Below are 20,992 nucleotides of genomic sequence, written 5' to 3'. Positions count from 1 at the left end.
GACTACGGCGCGATGATGGCCGCGCTCATCACCCGCACGGCGGCGACGAGGCCGTCGATGAGGTTGCCGTCGCGGAAAGACGCGGTGGCGGCGGTGACGCCGAGCTGCGCGACCCGGTCGCTCACGTGCGCGTTCCGACCCGAGCGGATCTCGATGGCACGGTCGTTGGGCGAGACGGCCACGAGCACCGACGTGTTCGCGTCCGGCGTGGTGGGGAAGAGTGCGTCTGCGCCGGCGGCGGGCTCGGCACCCAGACTTCCGACGTAGACGTTGAAGCGAATACGCGTCGCGCGGGTCGCCATTTCGAGGGTTTCGTCCAGCTGGAGCAACTCTGCGCCGGAGAACGGCAGCTCCTGCGGGTTCAGGGATCCGATCTGATGGACAGCCGAGATGCGCCCACTGGCCGTCAGCGCGTGGCCGACCGGCAGGTTCTCCTCGGAGACGGTCTGCTTGACCAGGTCACCACTTGCCACTTGCCGTGCCTCCGATCAGATCTGCCGGCGCTGCATCGAGCTCGGCATGCCCACTGTGATGGCCCGACGAGATGATCTCGTCGGTGGCGCTCCACAGAATGGGGTCGCGGTCCCAGGTGTCGCCCAACCGATACGGCTTGGGGCTCGGGTTGTTGCTCTTGGCCCGTGCCATGTTCCACGCACCGATCACGGCGATGGCGACCACGGGGATGACTCCGTAGAGGAGTGCCGTCTCGAGGATGCTCACGCCGGTTACCGTAGCCGATTCGCGCTGTTTCGGCGCTGGCGGGGTCAGCGGTTTCGCGCGCTCACGCAGCCCCTTCGCCGAGGTAGGGCAGCCACGTCGGATCGAGCTCCTTGGTGCTGGCGATCAGACGCCAGTGCGGGCCCTTGGGCGGGAGCAGGGTGGCGCGCAGAGTCCACCCGATCTCCGAGAGCAACTTGTCCGCCTTGCGGTGGTTGCACGATGCGCAGCACGCGACGCAGTTCTCCCACGAGTGCTCACCGCCGCGGCTTCGCGGCACGACGTGGTCGATCGTCTCGGCCTTCGATCCGCAGTAGGCGCAGCGGAACCGGTCGCGATGCATCAGGGCCGCCCGCGTCATCGGAACGCGCGCGCGGTACGGGACGCGGACGAAGGTACGGAGGCGAATGACGGACGGAACCTGAACCGAGAGTCCGGCCGACCGAATGAAGGGGCCCTCTTCGTCGTCGTGGACGACGACGGCCTTCTCGCACACGAGGAGCACGACGGCGCGGCGCATGGGAAGGGCGGTGAGGGGTTCGTAGGTGGCGTTGAGAAGAAGGACGCGGCGCTTGGCCCACGTGGGGACCGCGTCGCCTGCAGGAGGGGCGTCGGTGATCGGTGCGACACCGCCGGCCACGACGTCGGCCACGATGGCATCGGCCTCGGCGACCTGGGCATCGGACACACGGCCGATGGTCGTGGCGGGTGTGTCCGGAACAGCATGAAGAGCGGAAGCCCCCGACGAGCGATCGTCAGCGGGCCCCAGTTGTCGATGCCTGTGACTCTTGTTCTTCATGCCACCTCCAGTGACCGGTAGCGGGTCGGCCGGTGTCACTGGTTGCGGCACTGCCGACGCACTAAGAAGATGCATCACAGTCCACCACGAAACCGATCGGGGCGCACGCTCATTCCGTGCGTCCAGCTCGACCATCTGGTGAACGTTCCGTGACGGGCGTTCCCCGTAGGCTGGGTTCGGAGACGACTCCTCGAATCGACGAACGGAAGGACCCGATCCCCCATGACCGAGCCGCAGCAGACGTTCTACGACGCCGTCGGTGGTGCCGAGACGTTCCGTGCGCTCACTGCTCGGTTCTACGAAGAGATTGCGCGCGACGAGGTGGTTCGGCCGCTCTACCCGGAAGAAGACCTCGGACCCGCCGAGCGGCGCATGCGGATGTTTCTGGAGCAGTACTGGGGCGGGCCGCGCACCTATTCGGACGAGCGCGGGCATCCTCGGCTTCGGCTGCGCCACGCACCGTTTCGGATCGGTCCCATCGAGAGGGATGCGTGGCTGCGCTGCATGATGACGGCCATCGCCTCGATCGACTCGGCCACCATGGACGACGAACACCGCCGCCTTCTCGTCGAGTACGTCGAGATGGCGGCGGCGTCGATGGTCAATTCACCGCTCTGAACTTCACCGACCGGAACTTCACCGGAGGGTAAGCGTCAGGCGAAGGCTCCTGCGGACTTGGATCGCTTGAGCTTGCGCAGGACGCGCATGGTGAACCACACGGTCTTGGGCAGGTGCGGACGCAGGATGGCGTGCTTGCGGACGTAGGTGGGGACGTACCACTCGGCCCAGGTGCCGGCCGCGAACAGTGCCGCGTCTCCAGCGCGCAGGGTGCGGGCGTCGCCGCTCTCGCCGCGGACCACGACCTCACCCTCGATGATGTGGATGGTCTCGTCGCTGTCGAAGTACCAGTTGAAGCGTCCGGCCGTGCAGTCCCACACCCATGTCGTGGTGCTGCTGTCGAGGCTCTGTGACCACTTGCCGCTGCGTGCGACCGGGTTGCCATCCAGAATCCACGAGGGCTCGATGGGCGCCGGCTCCAGCACCACATCGTTCAAGCTCACCGACTCGAAAACCGAACTGGTCATCTGCGTTCCTTTACCTAATCTTGGAAATTGGTATGAAAGTACATGACGAACTCGTCTCCGCGCATCATTTGAGTAAACGAACTTCCTGGAATCTTCTGCCCTCAGCGGGCGGGGTAGGTCGGACGCCGGCGTCCCGTTTGGCACTATGAGGCCCCGTGAGTACTGCGAACGAACTTCCGCACGCCGACGCGAGCGACGACGACTGGTGGACGGGCGCGGTCTTCTATCAGATCTATCCCCGCTCGTTCGCCGACTCCGACGGTGACGGGGTCGGCGACCTGGGCGGTGTGCGCGAGAAGCTCGGGTACTTGGAGCTGCTCGGAGTCGACGCGATCTGGCTGAGCCCCGTCATGCGCTCCCCCATGGCCGATCACGGCTACGACGTCTCCGACCCGCGGGACATCGACCCGTTGTTCGGATCCCTCGCGGTCATGGACGCGCTGATCGTCGAGGCGCACGCGCGCGGCATCAAGGTCACCATGGACCTCGTTCCCAATCACACGAGTGATCAGCACGAGTGGTTCCGGGCTGCCCTGGCCGCGCCGGCCGGCAGCGACGAGCGGGCGCGCTACATCTTCCGCGACGGCCGCGGCGACGGCTCGGAGCCGCCCAACAACTGGCCCAGCATCTTCGGCGGGCCCGCGTGGACTCGCATCGTCGAGCCGTCCGGCGAGCAAGGACAGTGGTACCTCCACCTGTTCGCTCCCGAGCAGCCGGATCTGAACTGGGACAATCCGGAGGTTGCCGAGGACCTCGCGCGGACACTGCGCTTCTGGCTCGACCGCGGGGTCGACGGATTCCGCATCGACGTCGCACACGGTATGGCCAAGCCGGCCGGGCTGCCCGACATGGACCTCTCGGTCAACGAACTGCTCAAGAACGACGACAACGACCCCCGCTTCAACAACGAGGCCGTGCACGAGATCCACCGCGGAATCCGCAGGGTCATCGACGAATACCCCGGCGCGATGACGGTGGGAGAGATCTGGGTCGAGGACAACCAACGATTCGGTGAGTACCTCCGGCCGGACGAGCTGACCCTCGGGTTCAACTTCCGTCTCGCCGAAGCCGCGTTCGATGCAGATCAGATCCGCGACGCGGTGGACAATTCCCTCGCGGCGGTCGACGCGGTCGGCGGCACTCCCACCTGGACCCTGTCCAACCACGACATCACCCGCGAGGTCACCCGCTACGGCGACGGCGCGACCGGCCTTCTCCGGGCCAGGGCGATGGCGCTGTTCATGCTCGCTCTACCGGGAGTCCCGTTCGTGTACAACGGATCCGAGCTAGGACTCCCGAATGCCGATCTCCCGGACGAGGTGCTCCAGGATCCGGTCTGGGAACGGTCCGGCCACACCGAGCGTGGACGCGACGGGTGCCGCGTGCCGCTTCCGTGGGAGGGCGACACCCCGCCGTTCGCGTTCTCCACGAGCGCGAACACGTGGCTGCCCATCCCGGCCGAATGGGCGTCGTCGACCGTCGCAGTGCAGCTCGAAGACGTCGATTCCATTCTCAACCTGTACCGCACGGCCATCGAACTTCGTTCCGCACGAACGGAATTCATGCACAGCGGCCTCGACTGGTACGGAAGTCCGCCGGGATGCCTGGCCTTCCGGCGCCGCGGCGGTCTGATCTGCGCACTGAACACGACGGACGAGCCCATCCCGCTTCCCCCGGGCGAGCTGCTCCTGGCCAGCGCACCGACCGAAGACGGGCGCCTCGCACCCAATTCGGCCGCGTGGCTGGTGTGATCAGCGAACGCCTGCAGTGATTACCGGACGCTCAGCGGGAGTGTGGCAGCCCGGTTGACGGCGACGGACCCGTACCGGGCGTCCAACCGAAGCCACGAGCGGCCGGTGCGGACCCGCACGGCCTCGCCTGCGGCGTCCGGTGCGAACCCCATCGCGTTGAGCGCGAACACCATGCGCATCGGAATGGCCGCGCGCCCACCGTCGCCCACCACCTCGAGCACGTCCTGATCGAGCAACGACACCGGCGGGCCCTGGCTGTGCTCGGAGGCGAGTTCGACCCCACGCTTCGCGAGGTCCACGAGCACCTTGGCCGGAACGTCGTCGACGTGTGCGAATCCGCCCTCGGGCGGCAGGACCCCCTTCCACACCGAATCCATCGAAAAGCCCAGGGCGAAGGGCGAAGTGCCCGCGCTCTGCACCGCCTCGAGCACCGTGTCGGCCGCCGCGGTCGTGTCCGCCGGAGCCAGAGTGCCGGCGACCACCCGCACAGCCAGAACGTCGAACCCGGTGGCCGTCCACGCTTCGACGCGGTCGGTGCCCCGGCGCCGCAGCCGTACGACGGCGGCCTGGTCCAGCCGAATCGCCCGGCGCAGAAAGGCCGCCAGGTCGTCCCGATCGCTCGCCGACGGCACGCACAGGGATCGCTCGGCCAGGGCGGTCACTCCGTCTGCCACCGGAGCAGGTACTCGCGTTCCTCGGTGGTCAACCGGCGCAACCGCTGGGTGTCGATGTCGAACGTCGCGATCTGGGTGGACGCCACGATGGCCGGCGCCGACGACATCGGCGCTCCGTGCGGGCGCACCTCGTAGTTCGCGGTGAAGTCGACCGCGCGCACCTTCGACGTCCACATGAACACGTCCAGTGGCGAATCCTGGTGGCGCAGTTGCCCCCGGTATCGGACGTGGAGGTCGGCGATCACCGCGGAATTGCGCAGCGACGCGGTGGGAACACCGTCCGCCATCAGCCACGGAATGCGCGCCTCTTCGAGGAGCGTCACCATTCGAGCGTGGTTGATGTGTTGGTAGACGTCCATGTCCGACCACCGCACCTCCACCGCGCAGTGATAACCCACCCGTTCGGTCATCGCGCCGCCTCCGAACGACTTCCGGCGCCGCGCACCATGCTGCGCACCTGACCGGCGGCGACGGACAGCGTCGCCAGATCCAGCGTCCCGGACTCACCGATCTCCCGCAACGCGGTACGCGCGCGCGACAGCCGGGACGCGTTGCTCGCTTCCCACTCCGCGATCATCTCTGCGGGCGTCTCCCCCGGTTCACCGCCCGCCAGCACGTCGAGGGTGAGCGACCGCAGAGACGCGTACAGGTCGTCGCGCAAAGCCAAGCGCGCCAACGCATGCCAGCGGTCACCGCGTTCGAGGCCGGACACCGCCGAGAGCAGCCAGTCGACGCCGAGGTGCTCGTCGAGTGCGAAGTACAACTTGGCGACGTCGGCGGCGTCGTAGCCGCCGATATCGCTCGACTCGATGACGTCGAGCAGGCAGAACACGTCGAGCAGTCGGTAGATGCGTAGCGCCAGGTCTTTCGGTGCCCCGGCGTCGATCGCGACCTGCGCCCGGATCTCGTTACCGCGAGCCTGCCTGCCCTGCAACCACTCCGGGATCGAGGGCGACAGCGCCTGCACCTTGCGGGCGAACCGCGTGATTTCCGCTCCCACCGCGATCGGCTGCGGGCGATTCGACAGCAGCCACCGCGATCCGCGGTCGAGCAGCCGGCGAGATTCGAGCGTCAGCAGGTCCGACGCCGCGGTGGGCATGGGCGTCTGCGCGATGGCGGTCCACAGGTCCCGCATCCCGAAGATCTGCGTGGTCGCGGTGAACGCGCGCACGGCGTCGGTCGCACCGACGCCGGAGTCCTCCGCCAACCGGAAGGCGTAGGTGATTCCGCCGAAGTCGACCGTCTCGTTGGCGATCCGAGTCGCGACGATCTCGCGGCGCAGCGGATGCGCCTTGATCGACGTGGCGAACCGTTCCCGCAGCGGTTCGGGGAAGTAGTCCGAGACCAGACCCGCGAACACCTCGCTGTCCGGCAGATCGGTCGCCACCAACTCCTCCTGCAGCGACAGCTTGACGTGTGCCATCAACGTCGCGAGCTCGGGTGAGGTGAGGCCGGCGCCCCGCTGTTCACGCCGAGCGATCTCGGCCGTGGACGGGAGTACCTCGAGTTCCCGGTCGAGACCCGTTCTGGTCACCATGTCCTCGATCAGACGTGCGTGCACACTGATCAGCGCGGGCGCGTCCGACCGGGACGTTCCCAGCAGATCGTTTTGAGCGACGTTGTCCCACAACACCAATCGGCCGACCTCGTCGGTCATCGACGCGAGCAGCGTGTTGCGTTCGCTCTCGGCCAGCTCACCGGAATGAACCAGTGTGTCGAGGAGGATCTTGATGTTGACCTCGTGGTCGGAGCAGTCGACGCCGGCCGAGTTGTCCACGGCGTCGGTGTTGATCTTGCCGCCGGCGGACGCGTATTCGATGCGGCCCAGCGCGGTCACCCCGAGGTTGCCGCCCTCGCCGACGACCTTGGCGCGAATGTCGGCACCGTTGACGCGCACCGCGTCGTTGGACTTGTCCCCCACGTCGGCGTCGGACTCGGTCCGCGCCTTGATGTACGTGCCGATACCTCCGTTCCACAGCAGGTCGACGGGCGCCTTCAGGATCGCGCGCATCAGCTCCGGTGGTGACAGAGCGGTGACGTCGTCGGCCAGACCGAGCGCCTCACGGGCGGCGGCGCTGATCGGGACGGATTTGCGCGTGCGTTCCCACACCCCGCCTCCGTCGCTGATCAGGGACGTGTCGTAGTCGGCCCACGACGAGCGGGGCAGCTCGAACATCCTGGACCGCTCCGCGAACGACCGTGCCGCATCCGGCGTCGGATCGAGGAAGATGTGCCGATGGTCGAACGCGGCCACGATGCGCAGGTGCTCGCTGAGAAGCATTCCGTTGCCGAACACGTCGCCGCTCATGTCGCCGATCCCGACCGCGGTGAAATCCTCTGTCTGCGTGTCCACGCCGAGCTCACGGAAGTGCCGCTTGACGCTCTCCCACGCGCCCTTGGCGGTGATGCCCATCGCTTTGTGGTCGTACCCGACCGATCCGCCCGAGGCGAACGCGTCGCCCAGCCAGAAGTCGTATTCGGCCGACACTTCGTTGGCGAGGTCGGAGAACGTCGCGGTTCCCTTGTCGGCAGCGACGACGAGGTAGGAGTCGTCTCCGTCGCGGCGCACGACGCGCTGCGACGGGATGGTGGCGCCGGTGGAGCGGTCGAGGTTGTCGGTCACGTCCAGCAGGCCGGCGATGAACAATCGGTAGCAGGCACGTCCCTCCGTGGCGGTTGCCTGCCGATCGACGGCGGCGTCACCGGTCGCGGTGGGCGGACGCTTCACCACGAACCCACCCTTGGCGCCGACGGGAACGATGACTGCGTTCTTGACCGCCTGCGCCTTGGCGAGTCCGAGCACCTCGGTCCGGAAGTCCTCGCGTCGATCCGACCAGCGCAAGCCTCCGCGTGCGACGGCACCGAACCGCAAGTGAACGCCTTCGACGCGGGGCGAGTAGACGAAGATCTCGAATCGCGGCCTGGGCTTGGGCAATTCGTCGATGGCCCGCGGATCGAACTTCAGGGAAAGGAACTCTCGCGGTGCACCGCGATCGTCGACGACGTACTGATTGGTGCGCAGCGTCGCGCGAATGAGTCCGAACATCGCCCGCAGAATGCGATCGGCGTCGAGGCTGACGACCTCGTCGATGAGCGAGGTCAGTTGCGTCGCAAGCTCGTCGGCGCGATCGCTCGATGCGGTGTCCGGCTCGAACTGGGCCTCGAACAGGTCGATCAACAGGCTCGCGGTGCGCGGATTGCCGAGCAGCACGCCTTCGATGTTGAACTGGCTGTAGGGAAAACCGGCCTGGCGCAGGTACTTTGCGTAGGCCCGCAGCACCACCGTCTGGCGCCACTCCAACCCGGCTCGGAGCACGAGCTCGTTGAAGCGGTCTGCTTCGGCCCGGCCGTACCACACGGCCGTGAACGCGTCGTTGAACCGGCGGCTGACGCGTTCGGCCATCTCGTCGCCCGCTTCGAGCTCGGCGTCGATGTCGCGGTCGAGCGCCCCGCGCAGCACCTCTCGGCCGGCGGTGAGACCGAAATCGTAGATCCAGCAACGTGATCCGTCGGGCCGGACCACCGCGTAAGGGCGCTCGTCGACGACTTCGACTCCGAGACTCTGCAGCACCGGGAGCACCTGGCTGAGGGAGACCTCGTCACCGGCGACGTAGAGCGAGAAGCGCCAGTGGCCTGCTTCGGAATCGGTACGCCGGTAGAGCTGCAGGTCGATCGTCTTGTCCGGGAGTTGCTGGACCCGCACGATGTCCGACACCGCGCGCGTGGCGTCGAAGTCCTGCTTGTACGCGTCCGGCAGCGCCTGGGCGTAGTGCTCGGCGATGTCGGGCGGGACGACGGTGTCGAGGTCCGCCGCCGTGCGCAGCGAGTCCTCCCACGTACGCGTCGCCTCGGTGATCATCGCTTCGAGGCGCTTGCGGTGCTCCTCGGACAGATCCGGGTCGGCGGGCGAGCCGGGCTCGAACCGAACCGTGAAATGCAGTAGTGCGTGCGCACTTTCGGAGACTCTGGCCGTGTAGTCGATCGACACCCCGCCGAGTTCGGCGAGCAGGATGCGGCGAATCTCGAGCCGTACCCGAGTGGTGTAGCGCTCGCGCGGAAGGTAGACGAGGGCGGAGACGAATCGTCCGTACCCGTCTCGGCGCAGGATCAGCAGAACGTCGCCGCGCAGGCCGATGCCCTCCACCGCCGTGAGGGCGGAGTAGAGGGTGTCGGTGTCGACGGAGAAGAGTTCGGTGCGCGGGAACGATTGCACGGTCTCGAGCATCGCCTGCCCGGAGTACGAGGTGAGGGGGTGGCCCGCGCGTTCGATGGCGCGGCGAACCCGCCGCCCGACGACGGGGATGTCCAGCACGCTCGCGTGCAGCGCTGTGATGGTGAACGCTCCCGCGAAGCGGTGCTCTCCCAGCTCGTTGCCGTCGTCGTCGAGGTCGAGGACCCCGACGAAGTACGGGTACGTCGACCGGTGCACCGATGCCGAACTCGATCCCTGCGTCAGTACCAGGAGGTCGCTGCGGCCGTCGATACGTCCCGGCAGGTCCACGTCGTCGGCCGTGGTGTCGGTGCGCAGAATTCCGAGACCGGAGTCTGGAACAGGGACCAGGGCACCCGATTCGAGCCGGTAGCGGCGGTAACCGAGCAGCCGGAAGTTGCCTTTGGACAACCAGCGCAGCAGTTCGGCGGCGTCCTTGCTGTCCTGGGACGCGTCGGTGGTGTCCAACCGGTCCGCCAGCTCGCGCTCGGTTCGCTGCATGGCGTCGGTGTCGGCGTCGACGCGGCGCACGTCGGCGAGCACACGGGGCAGGGACTGCTCGATCGACGACAGCACGGCGTCGGACGTCGACGGGTGAAGTTGAACGTGAATCCACGATTCGATCGTGGCCCCGTCGTCGGCGGACGCAGCGTCGATGTCGCCGATCTCGGTGATCGTTCCGTCGTCACCGCGAGTGACGGAGACGATCGGATGCACGACTTCGAGGATGTTCGCCCCCAGATCGCCGAGCAGACCGGTGACTGCTTCGACGAGCATGGGCATGTCGTCGGTGACCACCTGCACGGCAGCTCCGAGGTCGCTGTCGCGCGTCCGGTACACCTGGACCGCGGGGGTCCCCGGAGTCCTGGAGGAGGCCAGTTCGCGGTGCCGACGGAAGACCTCGTCGCGCGGCGCGCGGCACATCGAGTCGAAGTCGTCCGTATCGACGTGCCGAAAATAGAACTCTTGGTCGGGTCGTTCCGCAGGCTGCACTCCTGCACCGTCGGGCCGTTCCGCAGGCTGCACTCCTGCATCCCCTAGCGACGAACTCATCGACCCCACCCTCTTGTTGATCGTGCGAGCCGCAGCTGCGGGCCGCCCGACACGAGCCTAGTGCGACGCTTCGGCCGTCGGGGAGACTCCAGGTAGGCAGGCGGCGAGTCGCCTGAGTGCCGAAAAGGAGCGTCGGTCACCCCACATCGGCGGTCTCCGAAAACTCCTCGAACAGCGCACGTTCCGCGTCGGACCACGGTCTCGACGTCTCGGTCTCGGCATCGAAACCGACCATGACGGCCACCACCTCGGCGCAGACACGGCCCTCCCGGTTCTTCAGGACGTGCCGAATGTTGCAACTCGTCGTTCCCACACGGGTCACCCAGACGTCCACCTCCAACGGACCGGCGTCGTCGGTGACCGGATGCAGATAGTCGACCTCGAGCCTGCGCACCACGACGGCAGCGCGGTGGCCGAGACGCGACAGGAACTGAACCCTGGCTTCCTGCGCGTACTCGACGTACCGGACGTTGTTGACGTGGCCGAGGCGGTCGGAGTCAGCCCACCGCACCTGCAGTTGTGCGGTGAACTTCGCTCCCGACATCGACGGTCAGTCTCTGGTGAGCTTGCGGTGCGTGACGCGGTGCGGGCGCGCTGCGTCCGGTCCGAGTCGCTGCACCTTGTTGGCCTCGTAGCCCTCGAAGTTGCCTTCGAACCAGTACCAGGCTGCTTCGTTGTCGCCGAAGCCGCCTTCCCACGCGAGGATGTGGGTGCACGTGCGATCGAGGAACCAGCGATCGTGGGAGATCACCACGGCGCAGCCGGGGAACTCCTCGAGCGCGTTCTCCAGCGACCCGAGCGTCTCGACGTCGAGGTCGTTGGTGGGCTCGTCGAGCAGGATCAGGTTGCCGCCCTGCTTGAGTGTCATCGCCAGGTTGAGGCGGTTGCGCTCACCACCGGAGAGAACGCCTGCGGGCTTCTGCTGATCGTGTCCCTTGAACCCGAACGAGCTGATGTAGGCGCGCGACGGGAACTCCTGAGTGCCGATCACGATGAAGTCGAGGCCGTCGGACACCGTCTCCCAGACCGTCTTCTTCGGGTCGATTCCCGAGCGGTTCTGGTCGACGTAGCTCAGCTGAACCGTCTGGCCGATCTTGACCTCGCCGCCGTCCGGCTCCTCGAGCCCGACGATGGTCTTGAACAGCGTCGTCTTACCGACACCGTTGGGGCCGATCACGCCGACGATTCCGTTGCGCGGCAACGTGAACGACAGATCCTTGATCAGCACGCGACCGTCGAAGCCCTTGTCGAGGTTCTTGACCTCCACCACGACATCGCCGAGACGCGGCGGGTTCGGAATCTGAATTTCGTCGAAATCGAGCTTGCGTGTCTTGTCGGCTTCGGCCGCCATCTCGTCGTAGCGATCGAGTCGAGCCTTGTTCTTGGCCTGGCGCGCCTTGGCGCCCGAGCGCACCCATGCCAGCTCGTCCTTGAGCCGCTTCTGCAGCTTCTGGTCCTTCTTGCCCTGCACCTCGAGGCGCTCGGCCTTCTTCTCCAGGTAGGTGGAGTAATTGCCCTCGTAGGGGTAGAGCCGCCCGCGGTCGACCTCGCAGATCCACTGCGCGACGTGATCGAGGAAGTACCGGTCGTGAGTCACGGCCAGGATTGCACCCGAGTACGCGGCGAGGTGCTGTTCGAGCCACAGCACCGACTCGGCGTCGAGGTGGTTGGTCGGTTCGTCGAGCAGCAGCAGATCAGGCTTGCTGAGCAGGAGCTTGCACAGCGCGACGCGTCGCTTCTCACCGCCGGACAGGTGGGTGACGCCCTCGTCGGGCGGCGGGCAGCGCAGGGCGTCCATGGCCTGCTCGAGCTGCGAGTCGATTTCCCACGCGTCGGCGTGGTCCAGCTTCTCCTGCAGATCGCCCATTTCCTCCATGAGCTCGTCCGAGTAGTCGGTAGCCATGAGTTCGGCGATCTCGTTGTAGCGCTTGAGCTGCACCATGGTCTCGCCGAGGCCGTCTTCGACGTTCTCGCGGACTGTCTTGGTCTCATCGAGTTCCGGTTCCTGCATCAGGATGCCGACGGTGGCGCCCTGCGCGAGGAACGCTTCACCGTTTCCGGGCTGATCGATCCCCGCCATGATCTTGAGGATCGAGGACTTGCCGGCGCCGTTCGGTCCGACGACGCCGATCTTGGCTCCCGGCAGGAAGCTCATGGTCACGTCGTCCAGGATCACTTTGTCGCCGTGCGCTTTGCGCACCTTCTTCATGGTGTAAATGAATTCCGCCACGAGTCCCTCTCGAATTTGCTTTTCGTCGCTTACCTGCGGTGTTGCAGCGGTAATGCGTTCGCCGAGAGTCTAGCCGCTGACGGGAGCCGCCATGAGCGCCCCGGCTCGGCCGGAGTCGGGGCGCCCGCGACCTCAGACGCCGACGCCCTCGCGCTCGTCCGACTGCTCCGCTTCCGAATCGAAGTCGTCGGACGGTTCCGGCTCCGACGCCGGTTCGACCGGCGCGGATCTGGTGCGATTCATCGTCACCGTGCACCGCGACAGGTCCGGTCCCACGGCGAGTGCGCGGATGTCGAGGTCGGAGCGGCTGACGCCCTCCTTGGTGACGTATTCGTTGGTCTTGGCGATTCCGTGCACGATGATCGGGTCTCCCCGCATCACCGAGCCGGCGACGTTCGCCACCAACTTGTTCCAGCAGTTGACCGACGCGTAGAGGGTGCCGTTGTCCACCCACTCCCCTGTGTCGCGGTCGAAACGGCGCGCGTTGCTGGCCATGCGGAAGCTGTAGACCTCGGCGCCGGTGTTGGTGATGCGTTTGACCGGGTTGGTGATGATCTGCCCCACCACGGTCATGTAGGACTCGTACATGTCTGTTACCTCTCGTCGGTCCGACTCGAGAGGATCGAATCGGCAGGCTTCGAGTATGTGAGTCCCGAAGCGCCGCCGAGGGGGTCGACGACGAACTGTGGACAACCGTCGACGGTTGTCCACAGATTCCGCGAAGGGTGTTGCGCCGAAACGCAATCTATGCCGCGGCCAGCTCACCGGACGAGGACAGCAGGGTGGCGTAGCGGCCGCCGCGATCGACGAGCTCGTCGTGCGTCCCCGACTCCGCGACGTGGCCGTGATCGAGCACCATGATGCGATCGGCATTACGTACCGTCGAAAGCCTGTGCGCGACAACCACAGTCGTGCGGCCCACCATCAAGGTGTCCAGGGCGTCCTGCAGTGCGCGTTCGGTGGCGTTGTCGAGCGCGCTGGTCGCCTCGTCGAGGACGAGGATCGGCGGGTTGCGAAGTACCGTGCGCGCGATCGCCAGTCGCTGCTTCTCGCCACCGGAGAATCGGTATCCCCGCTCGCCGACCACCGTGTCGTACCCGTCGTCGAGAGCGGTGATGAACTCGTGAATCTGCGCGGTCCGGGCGGCCTGTTCGATCTCGTCGTCCGTCGCATCCGGCTTCGCGAACCGAAGGTTCTCGCGGATCGACGCGTGGAAGAGGTACGTCTCCTGCGAGACGACGCCCACCAGGCTCGACACCGTGTCGAGCGACATGTCCCGCAGGTCCACGCCGTCGACGGTGACGGAGCCGACCGTGGGGTCGTACAGCCTGGCGGTGAGGTACCCGAGGGTGGTTTTGCCGGAGCCGGTTTCGCCCACCACGGCGAGGGTGCTTCCCGCAGGGACCGTGAGGTCGATGTCGGTGAGCGTGGGCGTGCTCGCGCTCGGGTAGGTGAAGCCGACGCCGCGAAAGGCCAACTCGCCGCGCACGTCGGTCACGGTTGCGGCGCGCGCCGGCTCGTCGATCTCCACCGGCAGGTCGAGGTACTCGAAAACACGACCGAAGAGCGCGAGAGAACTCTGCACTTCGACTCCGGTGTTCAGCAGCATCATGGTGGGCCGGAAGAGCTGGGTCTGCAGGGTGGTGAAGGCGACGAGAGTGCCGACGGTGATGGTGTTTCCGTGTCCGATGGTCAAGCCGGCGAACCAGTAGACGAGTGCGGGCATTGCGGCGAAGCTGATCGACATGGTGGCCATGCGCCACTTTCCGGCCATCATCGACGCCAGCTCGACGTCGGCAACTTCGGTGGACCGAGAGGTGAACCTGTCGGTGAGCGCCTTGGACGCGCCCGTGGTCTTGCCCAGCAGAATTCCGCTGACCGACAGCGATTCCTCGACCTGCACGGACAGGTCGCTGAGCAGCCGCTGCCTAGTTCCGGAGATGCGGCGGCGCTCGTCGCCGATCTTGCGGGCGATCCGCACGAACACCGGAAGAATCACCAGCGAGAAGATGGCGAGACGCCAGTCGAGAACAAACAGGGCGACGACGGTGGCCGCGACGGTGGTGGCGTTCTGTGCGATCGAGGTGGCCGTGTTGGTGACCACCGACTGCATTCCGCCGATGTCGTTGGCGATGCGCGACTGCACCTCACCGGTGCGAGTCCGCGCGAAGAAGCCGAGGGACTGTCGCTGCAGGTGCGTGTAGACGGACACACGCAGCTGGTGCATCAGTTTCTGACCGATGCTGTTGGACATCCAGGTCACGGCGACGCCGAGGACACTGGTGACGACGGCGATGGCGATCATGCCCGCGGCGAGAAGCGTCACCAGGGTGACGTCGGCGTTCGGAATGGCGTGATCGAGCATGTCGCGGAGAAGTAGCGGTGACCCCAGCGCGACGATGGCGCTGATCACGATCACCAGCGAGGTCAGCGCGATCTGAGGACGGTACGGACGGAAGAGTGCGACGACGCGGCGCAGCGGCGCGGGGTCGTGTGAATCTCGAGTGAAGGGTGCTGTCACGAGAACCTCCTGAAGGTTATTGCGAGGTTACCTCATTATGAGGCTGACCGACACAACGCTAGACTCGACGCATGCATTCCCGCGACCGCGACCTGTCGGATTCGTTCATGGCCGTTGCGCGCGACATCCGGCGTCGACAGATGGCCGCTCTCGAACCGTTCGGGCTGTCGCCGTCGCACAGTCGCGCGATGCGCGTCCTCGCCCGCGCCGGCGAACCGGTCCGACCGGGTTACCTGGCGGAACGGCTGCACATCGTGCCGCGCTCGGCCACCGACGTGATCGACGCGCTCGAGCAGGCCGGATACGTCGCGCGCCGGTCCGACCCGGCCGACCGTCGTGCAGTCCTGGTCGAACTGACCGATGCGGGACGCTCGTTGGCGGACGAACTGGCAGCCGTGCGCCACCGGACGTCGTCCGACCTCTTCGACGTTCTCGACCCGGCCGAGCGCGACCAACTCCGCTCGCTTCTGGACCGCATACAGGAAAGATCCGGCGCACCCGACCACATGTGAAGTGGTCGGGCGCACCGGATCCTGTTTCGAGCAGAAGATCAGTGCCCGACGACGACGGCACCCTCGGCCGCGTCCGCCAACTTGCCGGGACGCACCAGCACGGCAGCGACGAGTGCACCGAGCAGGAAGATGCCCGACGACCACCAGAACGTGGTGGTGTAGCTCGCGACCTCGGCGTTGGACTGAAGGAGCGCGGCGCCCGCCGCGTCGGTGACCGACCCCATGTGCGCGGCCGCGTAGCTCGTGCCCGCCGACGCCGCGATGGTGCTCAGCAGGGCCGTCCCGATGGAGCCACCGATCTGCTGCATCGTGTTCACCGTTGCCGAGGCGACGCCCGAATCATCCGCGCTGACACCGGAAATGGCGCCCTGCATGGCCGGCGCGAACGTGGCGCCCAAACCGATTCCCATGATCACCAGCGACGGCAGGATGTGCGACGCGTAGTGGCTGTCGAGGGTGATGCGCGTCAGCAGGGCCATGCCGATCGCCGCGATGATCAGACCGCCCGTCATCAGATTGCGCGGTCCGAAGCGCGGCAACACGACGGAAGTCGCCACCGTGGCGGTCACGATCAGCGACCCGATCATGGGCATGAAGGCGAACCCGGTGGTGATCGGGGTGTAGCCGAGCGTGTTCTGCAGGTAGTACGTCAGGAACAGGAACACTGCGAACATGCCGGTGCCGGTGATGAACATGGCGAGGAACGAACCACCGCGAGTGCGATCGAGAACGATGCGCAAGGGCAGAAGCGGATGCTCGACGCGGTTCTGCAGGTAGACGAACACTCCGAGCAGGACCACGCCGACCGCGAGGAACGCGATGGTGACGGCGTCCGCCCACCCGTCGGACTCGGCGTGTGCGAAGCCGTAGACGATCGAGAACAACGCTGCCGACACGGTGACCGTTCCGGGGATGTCCAGCTTGGGACGGTGCCCTGAGTTGCTGTGCCTCTCGAGGAGCAGGAATGCGCCGACGAACGCCACGGCGGCGAAGATCAGGTTGACGTACAGGCTCCAGCGCCAGTTGGCCCACTCGGTGAGTACGCCTCCGAGGAGGAGACCGATCGCGCCGCCGCCACCGGCCACGGCACCGAAGATGCCGAATGCCTTGGCACGTTCCTTCGGATCGGTGAAGGTGGTGGCGAGCAACGACAGAGCCGCCGGTGCGAGCAGGGCACCGAAGATGCCCTGACCTGCGCGCGCTGCAACCAGCATGCCGAAGTTCACGGCAGCGCCGCCGACCGCGGACATCACCGCGAAGCCGACCAGGCCGGTCAGGAACGTGGTGCGACGACCGAAGAGATCGCTGAGCCGACCGCCCAGAAGCAGCAGGCTGCCGAAGGCCAGTGCGTAGGACGTGACGACCCACGACCGGTCGGCGTTGTCGAAGCCGAGATCGAGCTGCGCGGCGGGAAGGGCAATGTTCACGACGGTCGCGTCCAGGACGACCATGAGCTGCGCGAGACCGAGCACACCGAGGATGAACCAGCGGGTGTTCGAGTGCTTTTCGGGTGCGTCGAGCGCCGGCGGTATGTCGACTCTCTCAGTGGGTGATGTGGACATCGGGTCCTCGAGTTGTCTATGCGGAGGAGTATCCTCCGGTTAAGCAAGATAGTAGCAGCTATGTGGAGGAACCTCCTCCGCTTATTTTTGGAAACAGGACAAACGTGACTGTGAACCCGGACACGGTGAACCGCCCCCTCCGCGCGGACGCCGAGCGCAACAAGCGCCGGATCGTCGACGCGGCAGCCGAACTTTTTGCGACCCGCGGCATCGACATCACGCTCGACGACGTCGCGGCCCACGCCGGCGTGGGCGTCGGCACCGTCTACCGCAGATTCGCCAACAAGCAGGAACTGATCGACGGCGTCTTCGAGCAGCGTTTCGAAGATCTCCTCGGCCGTGCACGAACCATCCTCGACAGCGAGCGACCCTGGGATGCCATGGTGGACTTCCTGGGCTGCGTCTGTGAGGGCATGTCGATGAACCGCGGACTGGCAGAGATCGTGCTGGGTAGCGACGACGGTTTCGCGAAAGTGGCCGCGGTCAAGGCGAAGCTCGATCCGCTCGTCGACCAAATCATCAACCGAGCCAAGCAATCCGGTGATCTGCGCAGCGATGTCTCTGCCACCGATTTCTTCCCGCTCATCCACATGATCGGTGCCGCCACCGAATGCACCGCCGCCGTGGACCCGGACAATTGGCGGCGCTATTTCACGATCGTCATCGACGGGCTGCGCGAGCGCCACGACCGCAAGACCACTCTGCCGGGACGCGCCTTCACTCAGGACGAGATCGCGTGCGCAAAGCAGGCATTGCACGAGCGTGCCCGATGACCTCCGTGACGCGGCCGCTCGCCCACACCCTCGAGCGCCTGGACAGCGATCGCGCACTGGCGCAACTGATTCGGTTCGCGATGGTCGGCGGCGCCAGCAACATCCTCTATGTGGTCGTCTTCTTGCTGATGCGCCCCGAGGGGTCTCTCGTCGCCAACGGCGTCGGCGCCGTGAGCAGCACGGTCCTCGCCAACGAGTTGCACCGGCGACTGACGTTCCACGCCGCCGATCGTGTCGGCTGGTTCACGGCTCAGTGGGAGGCGGGCGGCCTCGCACTCGTCGGCCTCGTGGCCACCACCGCCGCCATCGCCGCGTTGGGACTTCTACTACCGTCCGCGAGCGACGTCGTTGCCGCGGCGGTGGTGGTCACCGTGACGGCTGTCGTCGGCGGTGTGCGCTTCGTCGCGCTTCGCGGTTTGGTGTTCCGCGGCCCCGTCTTCTGACGGACTAACGTCCTTCGCGCTCGCGTCGCGCGAGTTCCTTGAACATGGCGTTGTGCGCTGCGAGCGCAGCGTCGTCGTCTCGGTCCGCTGCGCGGTCCATGCGTACCGCTTCCTTGCGGTCCGACCGTGACCACTGCACCAGCAAGGCGAGCATCACGAGCACCAACGGAATCTCGCCGGTCGCCCAGGCGATTCCGCCGCCGAGCCGCTGATCGGCCAGAAGGTCGGTGTTCCACGGCAGAGACAGTCCGCGGAAGAACACCTGTCCCATGACCGCGTCCGTGCTCATCAGGGCGACACCGAAGAAGGCGTGGAAAGGCAAGGAGCCGAACACCATTGCCAGTTTGGTCACCGGCGACAGACGTCGCGGCGCCGGGTCCACGCCGATCACGACCCAGTAGAACAGGTAGCCGCTGAGCAAGAAGTGGGCGTTCATCAGCAGGTGCGCCGTGTGCGAGTCGACGACCGACCCGTAGATCCCGCCGAGGTACAGCGCGTAGAAGCCGCCGACGAAGATGACCGCCGCCACCAGCGGTTGGGTGAAGAACCTCGACACCGGGCTGTGCAAAGCGTCGAGGATCCATTCGCGCGGACCCGGAATGCCGTCCTTGCCGGCGGGGCGCAACGTGCGCAGCGCCAGCGTGATCGGACCGCCGAGCGCGAGCAGAACGGGCGCGAGCATGGACAGCGCCATGTGCGCTCCCATGTGAACGCTGAACTGCGCCATGGAGTATCGGCCGACACCGGAGGATGTGGAAAACAGCATCACGAGGCAGCCGAGAACCCAGGCGATGGTTCGCCCGAGCGGCCACGCGTCGCCGCGGGCTCGCATGCGGTACACCCCGTACAGGTACAGCGCGGCCATCACGATGGCGGCCGTGCCGAAGATCAGATCGAAACGCCAGTCGAACAGCAGGCGCGCCAGTGTCGGCGGCCCGTCCAGGTTGTAGCCCATCTCGACCTCGGTGATGGTCAGATTCAGGTTCGCGTCTGCGGGCGGTGGTGTGCGCGCGAGTCCGACCGCGAGCCCGATGGTGGCCGCGAACACCAGAACCTCGGCGCCGGCGAACCGAATGAGGTTGGCGCGCGACGACGGATCGGCGGCGAGCGCCGGCAACGCACGTTGGCGCTGGACGTACCCGAACACTCCGAGAACGATCAGGGCGACGACCTTCGCGATCACCAACTTGCCGTAGGTCGAGGTGAACAGATCGCCCAGCGGGACGCGCACCAGCGCGTTGATCACCCCGCTCACCGCCATCACCACGAAACACACGGTGGCGACCAGCGAGAAGCGTCGGGCGGCGACGTCGGTGTAGGCCCCGCGGCGCCGAGCGTGCGCGAGCAACGCGAACAAGCCGCCCGCCCAGAGCGACGCACCCACCAGGTGAAGGATCAGAGAGTTGGTCGCGAGGTCGTGGGATCCGCCCGCCGAGGAGTGCCCGGTGACGGCCAGCGGCATCAACGATCCGATGGCCACGGCGAGGAGAACCGGCGTCCACGCCCACCGCAGCACGGCTCGCGACGCGATGGCCAGCACGATCGCGACCACCGCGGTCCAGCGCCACGCACTCGCGATCTCGACCTGGCCCAGGCCGGTCCACAGATTGGTGGGGTTCAGGGCGACCGACAGCGGCTGACCCGACGTGTCCGAGAGAGTCAGCGGCACCAGGACGAGGGCGCACGCCGCCCACACGACAGCGGCGGACGAGGCCGTGCGGACCGCGCGGTACCCGTCGACGTCGAGAACACCCGATTTCTGCGGCGGCACGAAGAACGCCGCCAACAGCAATGATCCGATGGTGATGACGGCCGCCACCTCACCGAGCGCACGGACCGCCGACACCCCGTAGGTGGTGACCGGGCCCGGATCGGGGATGCCGAGGAGTACGAGAGCTTGCGACGCCGACAGCGCGACGACCAGCACCGCGACGACAGCCGCGATCAGACCGGCGCTGACGAAGACACCGAACGAACCGCTGCGAGGCTCGGACGTCCTCGCAGACTCGTTCCGTGGAAGTTCGGTGGTAGCCATGTCTCCAGAGTAGAGCGGGCGCACGACACGGTGTAGTGGCGTCGCTCTCCCCGGCCGCGGCGAGGTGTGCGCACGTCGACCACATGGGTTCCCGCTAGACTCACCACGCCCCACGCGCCTCCGTAGCTCAGGGGATAGAGCAAAGGCCTTCTAATCCTTTGGTCGCAGGTTCGAATCCTGCCGGGGGCACCACCAATGAATGGCTTCCAATCATCAGAGCCATTTCGTTGAATCAGAAACTAGTTACCGAGTGTAACGAATGTCTCATTCGCGGCGACAAACCGATCGTCATGTTTTGTCGCTCGAACAATTGGGAGTCCACATGAATCGCACACTTCGCAACGCCGCAGCATCCGCCACCATCGTCGCCGCTTCGGTCGTCGGGGTCGCGCTGGCCGGCGCCGGAACGGCGTCCGCCGCCGTGGAGCCGTCGAAGGGCGGACCGATCTACTGGGAGACGTTCTCGACCCTCAACCTGGACCCGAACGCGGTCCCGTGTTCCGAGCGTGCCGCCGCCAATCGCGCACGCGGAGACATCATCCTGGTGAATTGCGCGTTGCAGCCGATCATCTTCGGGTCCGACACCGTGAACCTCATCGGTATCAACGCCAGGTTCGGGAGCTAGGC

Annotated in this window: 19 protein-coding genes and 1 tRNA gene; 7 read left to right on the top strand and 13 right to left on the bottom strand. The window is 66.5% G+C overall.

The genetic code is table 11. The annotated features are described in order from the left end of the window. Window positions 1-2: 2 nt before the first annotated feature. From AC59JP_RS01040 to AC59JP_RS01030, 3 genes are all read right to left on the bottom strand, one after another. On the bottom strand, window positions 3-473 hold the full coding sequence (locus AC59JP_RS01040; RefSeq protein WP_497323770.1) for a DUF5130 family protein: 471 nt from the start codon (window positions 471-473) through the stop codon (window positions 3-5). Beyond that, entirely contained in the window at window positions 460-720 is a 261-nt protein-coding gene (ctaJ, locus tag AC59JP_RS01035) for an aa3-type cytochrome oxidase subunit CtaJ (protein ID WP_497323769.1), read from the bottom strand. Before ctaJ ends, AC59JP_RS01040 begins: the two co-directional genes overlap by 14 nt. A 61-nt stretch (window positions 721-781) precedes the next feature. Continuing rightward, window positions 782-1,357 (bottom strand): HNH endonuclease, encoded by a 576-nt coding sequence (locus AC59JP_RS01030; RefSeq protein ID WP_497324828.1) that lies wholly within the window; start codon window positions 1,355-1,357, stop codon window positions 782-784. Window positions 1,358-1,738: 381 nt separating this feature from the next. On the opposite strand from AC59JP_RS01030, the gene AC59JP_RS01025 reads away from it, so the two are divergent. Further along, window positions 1,739-2,134, top strand: a complete 396-nt coding sequence (locus AC59JP_RS01025) for a globin (protein WP_497323768.1) — start codon at window positions 1,739-1,741, stop codon at window positions 2,132-2,134. Window positions 2,135-2,169: 35 nt separating this feature from the next. Here AC59JP_RS01025 and AC59JP_RS01020 read toward each other — a convergent pair whose 3' ends face one another. Continuing rightward, window positions 2,170-2,601, bottom strand: a complete 432-nt coding sequence (locus tag AC59JP_RS01020; RefSeq protein WP_497323767.1) for a cupin domain-containing protein — start codon at window positions 2,599-2,601, stop codon at window positions 2,170-2,172. A gap of 155 nt (window positions 2,602-2,756) precedes the next feature. Between AC59JP_RS01020 and AC59JP_RS01015 the strand changes: the two genes are divergently transcribed. Continuing rightward, window positions 2,757-4,352: a glycoside hydrolase family 13 protein gene (locus AC59JP_RS01015; RefSeq protein ID WP_497323766.1), complete on the top strand. Its 1,596-nt coding sequence runs from the start codon at window positions 2,757-2,759 to the stop codon at window positions 4,350-4,352. 20 nt (window positions 4,353-4,372) lie between these two features. Here the strand turns inward: AC59JP_RS01015 and AC59JP_RS01010 are convergent, their stop codons facing one another. The 7 genes from AC59JP_RS01010 to AC59JP_RS00980 form a co-directional block, all read right to left on the bottom strand. Then, entirely contained in the window at window positions 4,373-5,005 is a 633-nt protein-coding gene (locus tag AC59JP_RS01010; protein WP_497324827.1) for a DUF8185 domain-containing protein, read from the bottom strand. Between the two features lie 5 nt (window positions 5,006-5,010). Then, window positions 5,011-5,436 carry an acyl-CoA thioesterase gene (locus tag AC59JP_RS01005; RefSeq protein ID WP_497323765.1) on the bottom strand — a complete coding sequence of 142 codons (426 nt, stop codon included), beginning with the start codon at window positions 5,434-5,436 and terminating at the stop codon, window positions 5,011-5,013. Further along, window positions 5,433-10,289 (bottom strand): NAD-glutamate dehydrogenase, encoded by a 4,857-nt coding sequence (locus tag AC59JP_RS01000; protein ID WP_497323764.1) that lies wholly within the window; start codon window positions 10,287-10,289, stop codon window positions 5,433-5,435. Before AC59JP_RS01000 ends, AC59JP_RS01005 begins: the two co-directional genes overlap by 4 nt. A gap of 136 nt (window positions 10,290-10,425) precedes the next feature. Continuing rightward, on the bottom strand, window positions 10,426-10,833 hold the full coding sequence (locus tag AC59JP_RS00995; protein ID WP_497323763.1) for an acyl-CoA thioesterase: 408 nt from the start codon (window positions 10,831-10,833) through the stop codon (window positions 10,426-10,428). 6 nt (window positions 10,834-10,839) lie between these two features. Beyond that, window positions 10,840-12,519, bottom strand: coding sequence for an energy-dependent translational throttle protein EttA (gene ettA / locus AC59JP_RS00990; protein WP_497323762.1), 1,680 nt, complete (start codon window positions 12,517-12,519; stop codon window positions 10,840-10,842). Window positions 12,520-12,651: 132 nt separating this feature from the next. Next, a complete protein-coding gene (locus AC59JP_RS00985; RefSeq protein WP_497323761.1) occupies window positions 12,652-13,107 on the bottom strand; it encodes a single-stranded DNA-binding protein in 456 nt (151 codons plus the stop codon). A gap of 157 nt (window positions 13,108-13,264) precedes the next feature. Continuing rightward, on the bottom strand, window positions 13,265-15,040 hold the full coding sequence (locus tag AC59JP_RS00980) for an ABC transporter ATP-binding protein (RefSeq protein ID WP_497323760.1): 1,776 nt from the start codon (window positions 15,038-15,040) through the stop codon (window positions 13,265-13,267). A 71-nt stretch (window positions 15,041-15,111) separates the two neighbouring features. On the opposite strand from AC59JP_RS00980, the gene AC59JP_RS00975 reads away from it, so the two are divergent. Then, window positions 15,112-15,552: a MarR family winged helix-turn-helix transcriptional regulator gene (locus AC59JP_RS00975; RefSeq protein WP_497323759.1), complete on the top strand. Its 441-nt coding sequence runs from the start codon at window positions 15,112-15,114 to the stop codon at window positions 15,550-15,552. A 38-nt stretch (window positions 15,553-15,590) separates the two neighbouring features. Here the strand turns inward: AC59JP_RS00975 and AC59JP_RS00970 are convergent, their stop codons facing one another. Beyond that, entirely contained in the window at window positions 15,591-17,114 is a 1,524-nt protein-coding gene (locus AC59JP_RS00970; protein WP_497323758.1) for an MFS transporter, read from the bottom strand. Window positions 17,115-17,218: 104 nt separating this feature from the next. Here AC59JP_RS00970 and AC59JP_RS00965 point away from each other — a divergent pair, with 104 nt between their 5' ends. After that, window positions 17,219-17,887 (top strand): TetR/AcrR family transcriptional regulator, encoded by a 669-nt coding sequence (locus AC59JP_RS00965; protein WP_497323757.1) that lies wholly within the window; start codon window positions 17,219-17,221, stop codon window positions 17,885-17,887. Then, complete coding sequence (locus tag AC59JP_RS00960) at window positions 17,884-18,330, top strand: GtrA family protein (RefSeq protein ID WP_497323756.1); 447 nt, start codon at window positions 17,884-17,886, stop codon at window positions 18,328-18,330. Before AC59JP_RS00965 ends, AC59JP_RS00960 begins: the two co-directional genes overlap by 4 nt. A gap of 4 nt (window positions 18,331-18,334) precedes the next feature. On the opposite strand, the gene AC59JP_RS00955 is transcribed toward AC59JP_RS00960, so the two are convergent. Then, a complete protein-coding gene (locus AC59JP_RS00955) occupies window positions 18,335-20,365 on the bottom strand; it encodes a bifunctional copper resistance protein CopD/cytochrome c oxidase assembly protein (RefSeq protein ID WP_497323755.1) in 2,031 nt (676 codons plus the stop codon). 116 nt (window positions 20,366-20,481) lie between these two features. Here AC59JP_RS00955 and AC59JP_RS00950 point away from each other — a divergent pair. Next, window positions 20,482-20,557: transfer RNA gene (locus AC59JP_RS00950), tRNA-Arg, on the top strand. 130 nt (window positions 20,558-20,687) lie between these two features. Beyond that, on the top strand, window positions 20,688-20,990 hold the full coding sequence (locus tag AC59JP_RS00945; RefSeq protein ID WP_497323754.1) for a hypothetical protein: 303 nt from the start codon (window positions 20,688-20,690) through the stop codon (window positions 20,988-20,990). Window positions 20,991-20,992 lie beyond the last annotated feature (2 nt).

This window comes from Rhodococcus sp. 320_ES (assembly GCF_059691855.1).
Note: the sequence above shows the minus strand (reverse complement) of the source record. Positions and strands in the feature narration are given on the sequence as shown.

What these genes read in the sequence shown, in the direction of transcription:
- AC59JP_RS01025 (WP_497323768.1), top strand. Translation starts at nt 1,739, where the DNA reads ATGACCGAGCCGCAGCAGACGTTCTACGACGCCGTCGGTGGTGCCGAG.
- AC59JP_RS01020 (WP_497323767.1), bottom strand. Translation starts at nt 2,601, where the DNA reads ATGACCAGTTCGGTTTTCGAGTCGGTGAGCTTGAACGATGTGGTGCTG.
- AC59JP_RS01005 (WP_497323765.1), bottom strand. Translation starts at nt 5,436, where the DNA reads ATGACCGAACGGGTGGGTTATCACTGCGCGGTGGAGGTGCGGTGGTCG.
- AC59JP_RS01000 (WP_497323764.1), bottom strand. Translation starts at nt 10,289, where the DNA reads ATGAGTTCGTCGCTAGGGGATGCAGGAGTGCAGCCTGCGGAACGGCCC.
- AC59JP_RS00995 (WP_497323763.1), bottom strand. Translation starts at nt 10,833, where the DNA reads ATGTCGGGAGCGAAGTTCACCGCACAACTGCAGGTGCGGTGGGCTGAC.
- AC59JP_RS00985 (WP_497323761.1), bottom strand. Translation starts at nt 13,107, where the DNA reads ATGTACGAGTCCTACATGACCGTGGTGGGGCAGATCATCACCAACCCG.
- AC59JP_RS00975 (WP_497323759.1), top strand. Translation starts at nt 15,112, where the DNA reads ATGCATTCCCGCGACCGCGACCTGTCGGATTCGTTCATGGCCGTTGCG.
- AC59JP_RS00970 (WP_497323758.1), bottom strand. Translation starts at nt 17,114, where the DNA reads ATGTCCACATCACCCACTGAGAGAGTCGACATACCGCCGGCGCTCGAC.
- AC59JP_RS00960 (WP_497323756.1), top strand. Translation starts at nt 17,884, where the DNA reads ATGACCTCCGTGACGCGGCCGCTCGCCCACACCCTCGAGCGCCTGGAC.
- AC59JP_RS00955 (WP_497323755.1), bottom strand. Translation starts at nt 20,365, where the DNA reads ATGGCTACCACCGAACTTCCACGGAACGAGTCTGCGAGGACGTCCGAG.
- AC59JP_RS00945 (WP_497323754.1), top strand. Translation starts at nt 20,688, where the DNA reads ATGAATCGCACACTTCGCAACGCCGCAGCATCCGCCACCATCGTCGCC.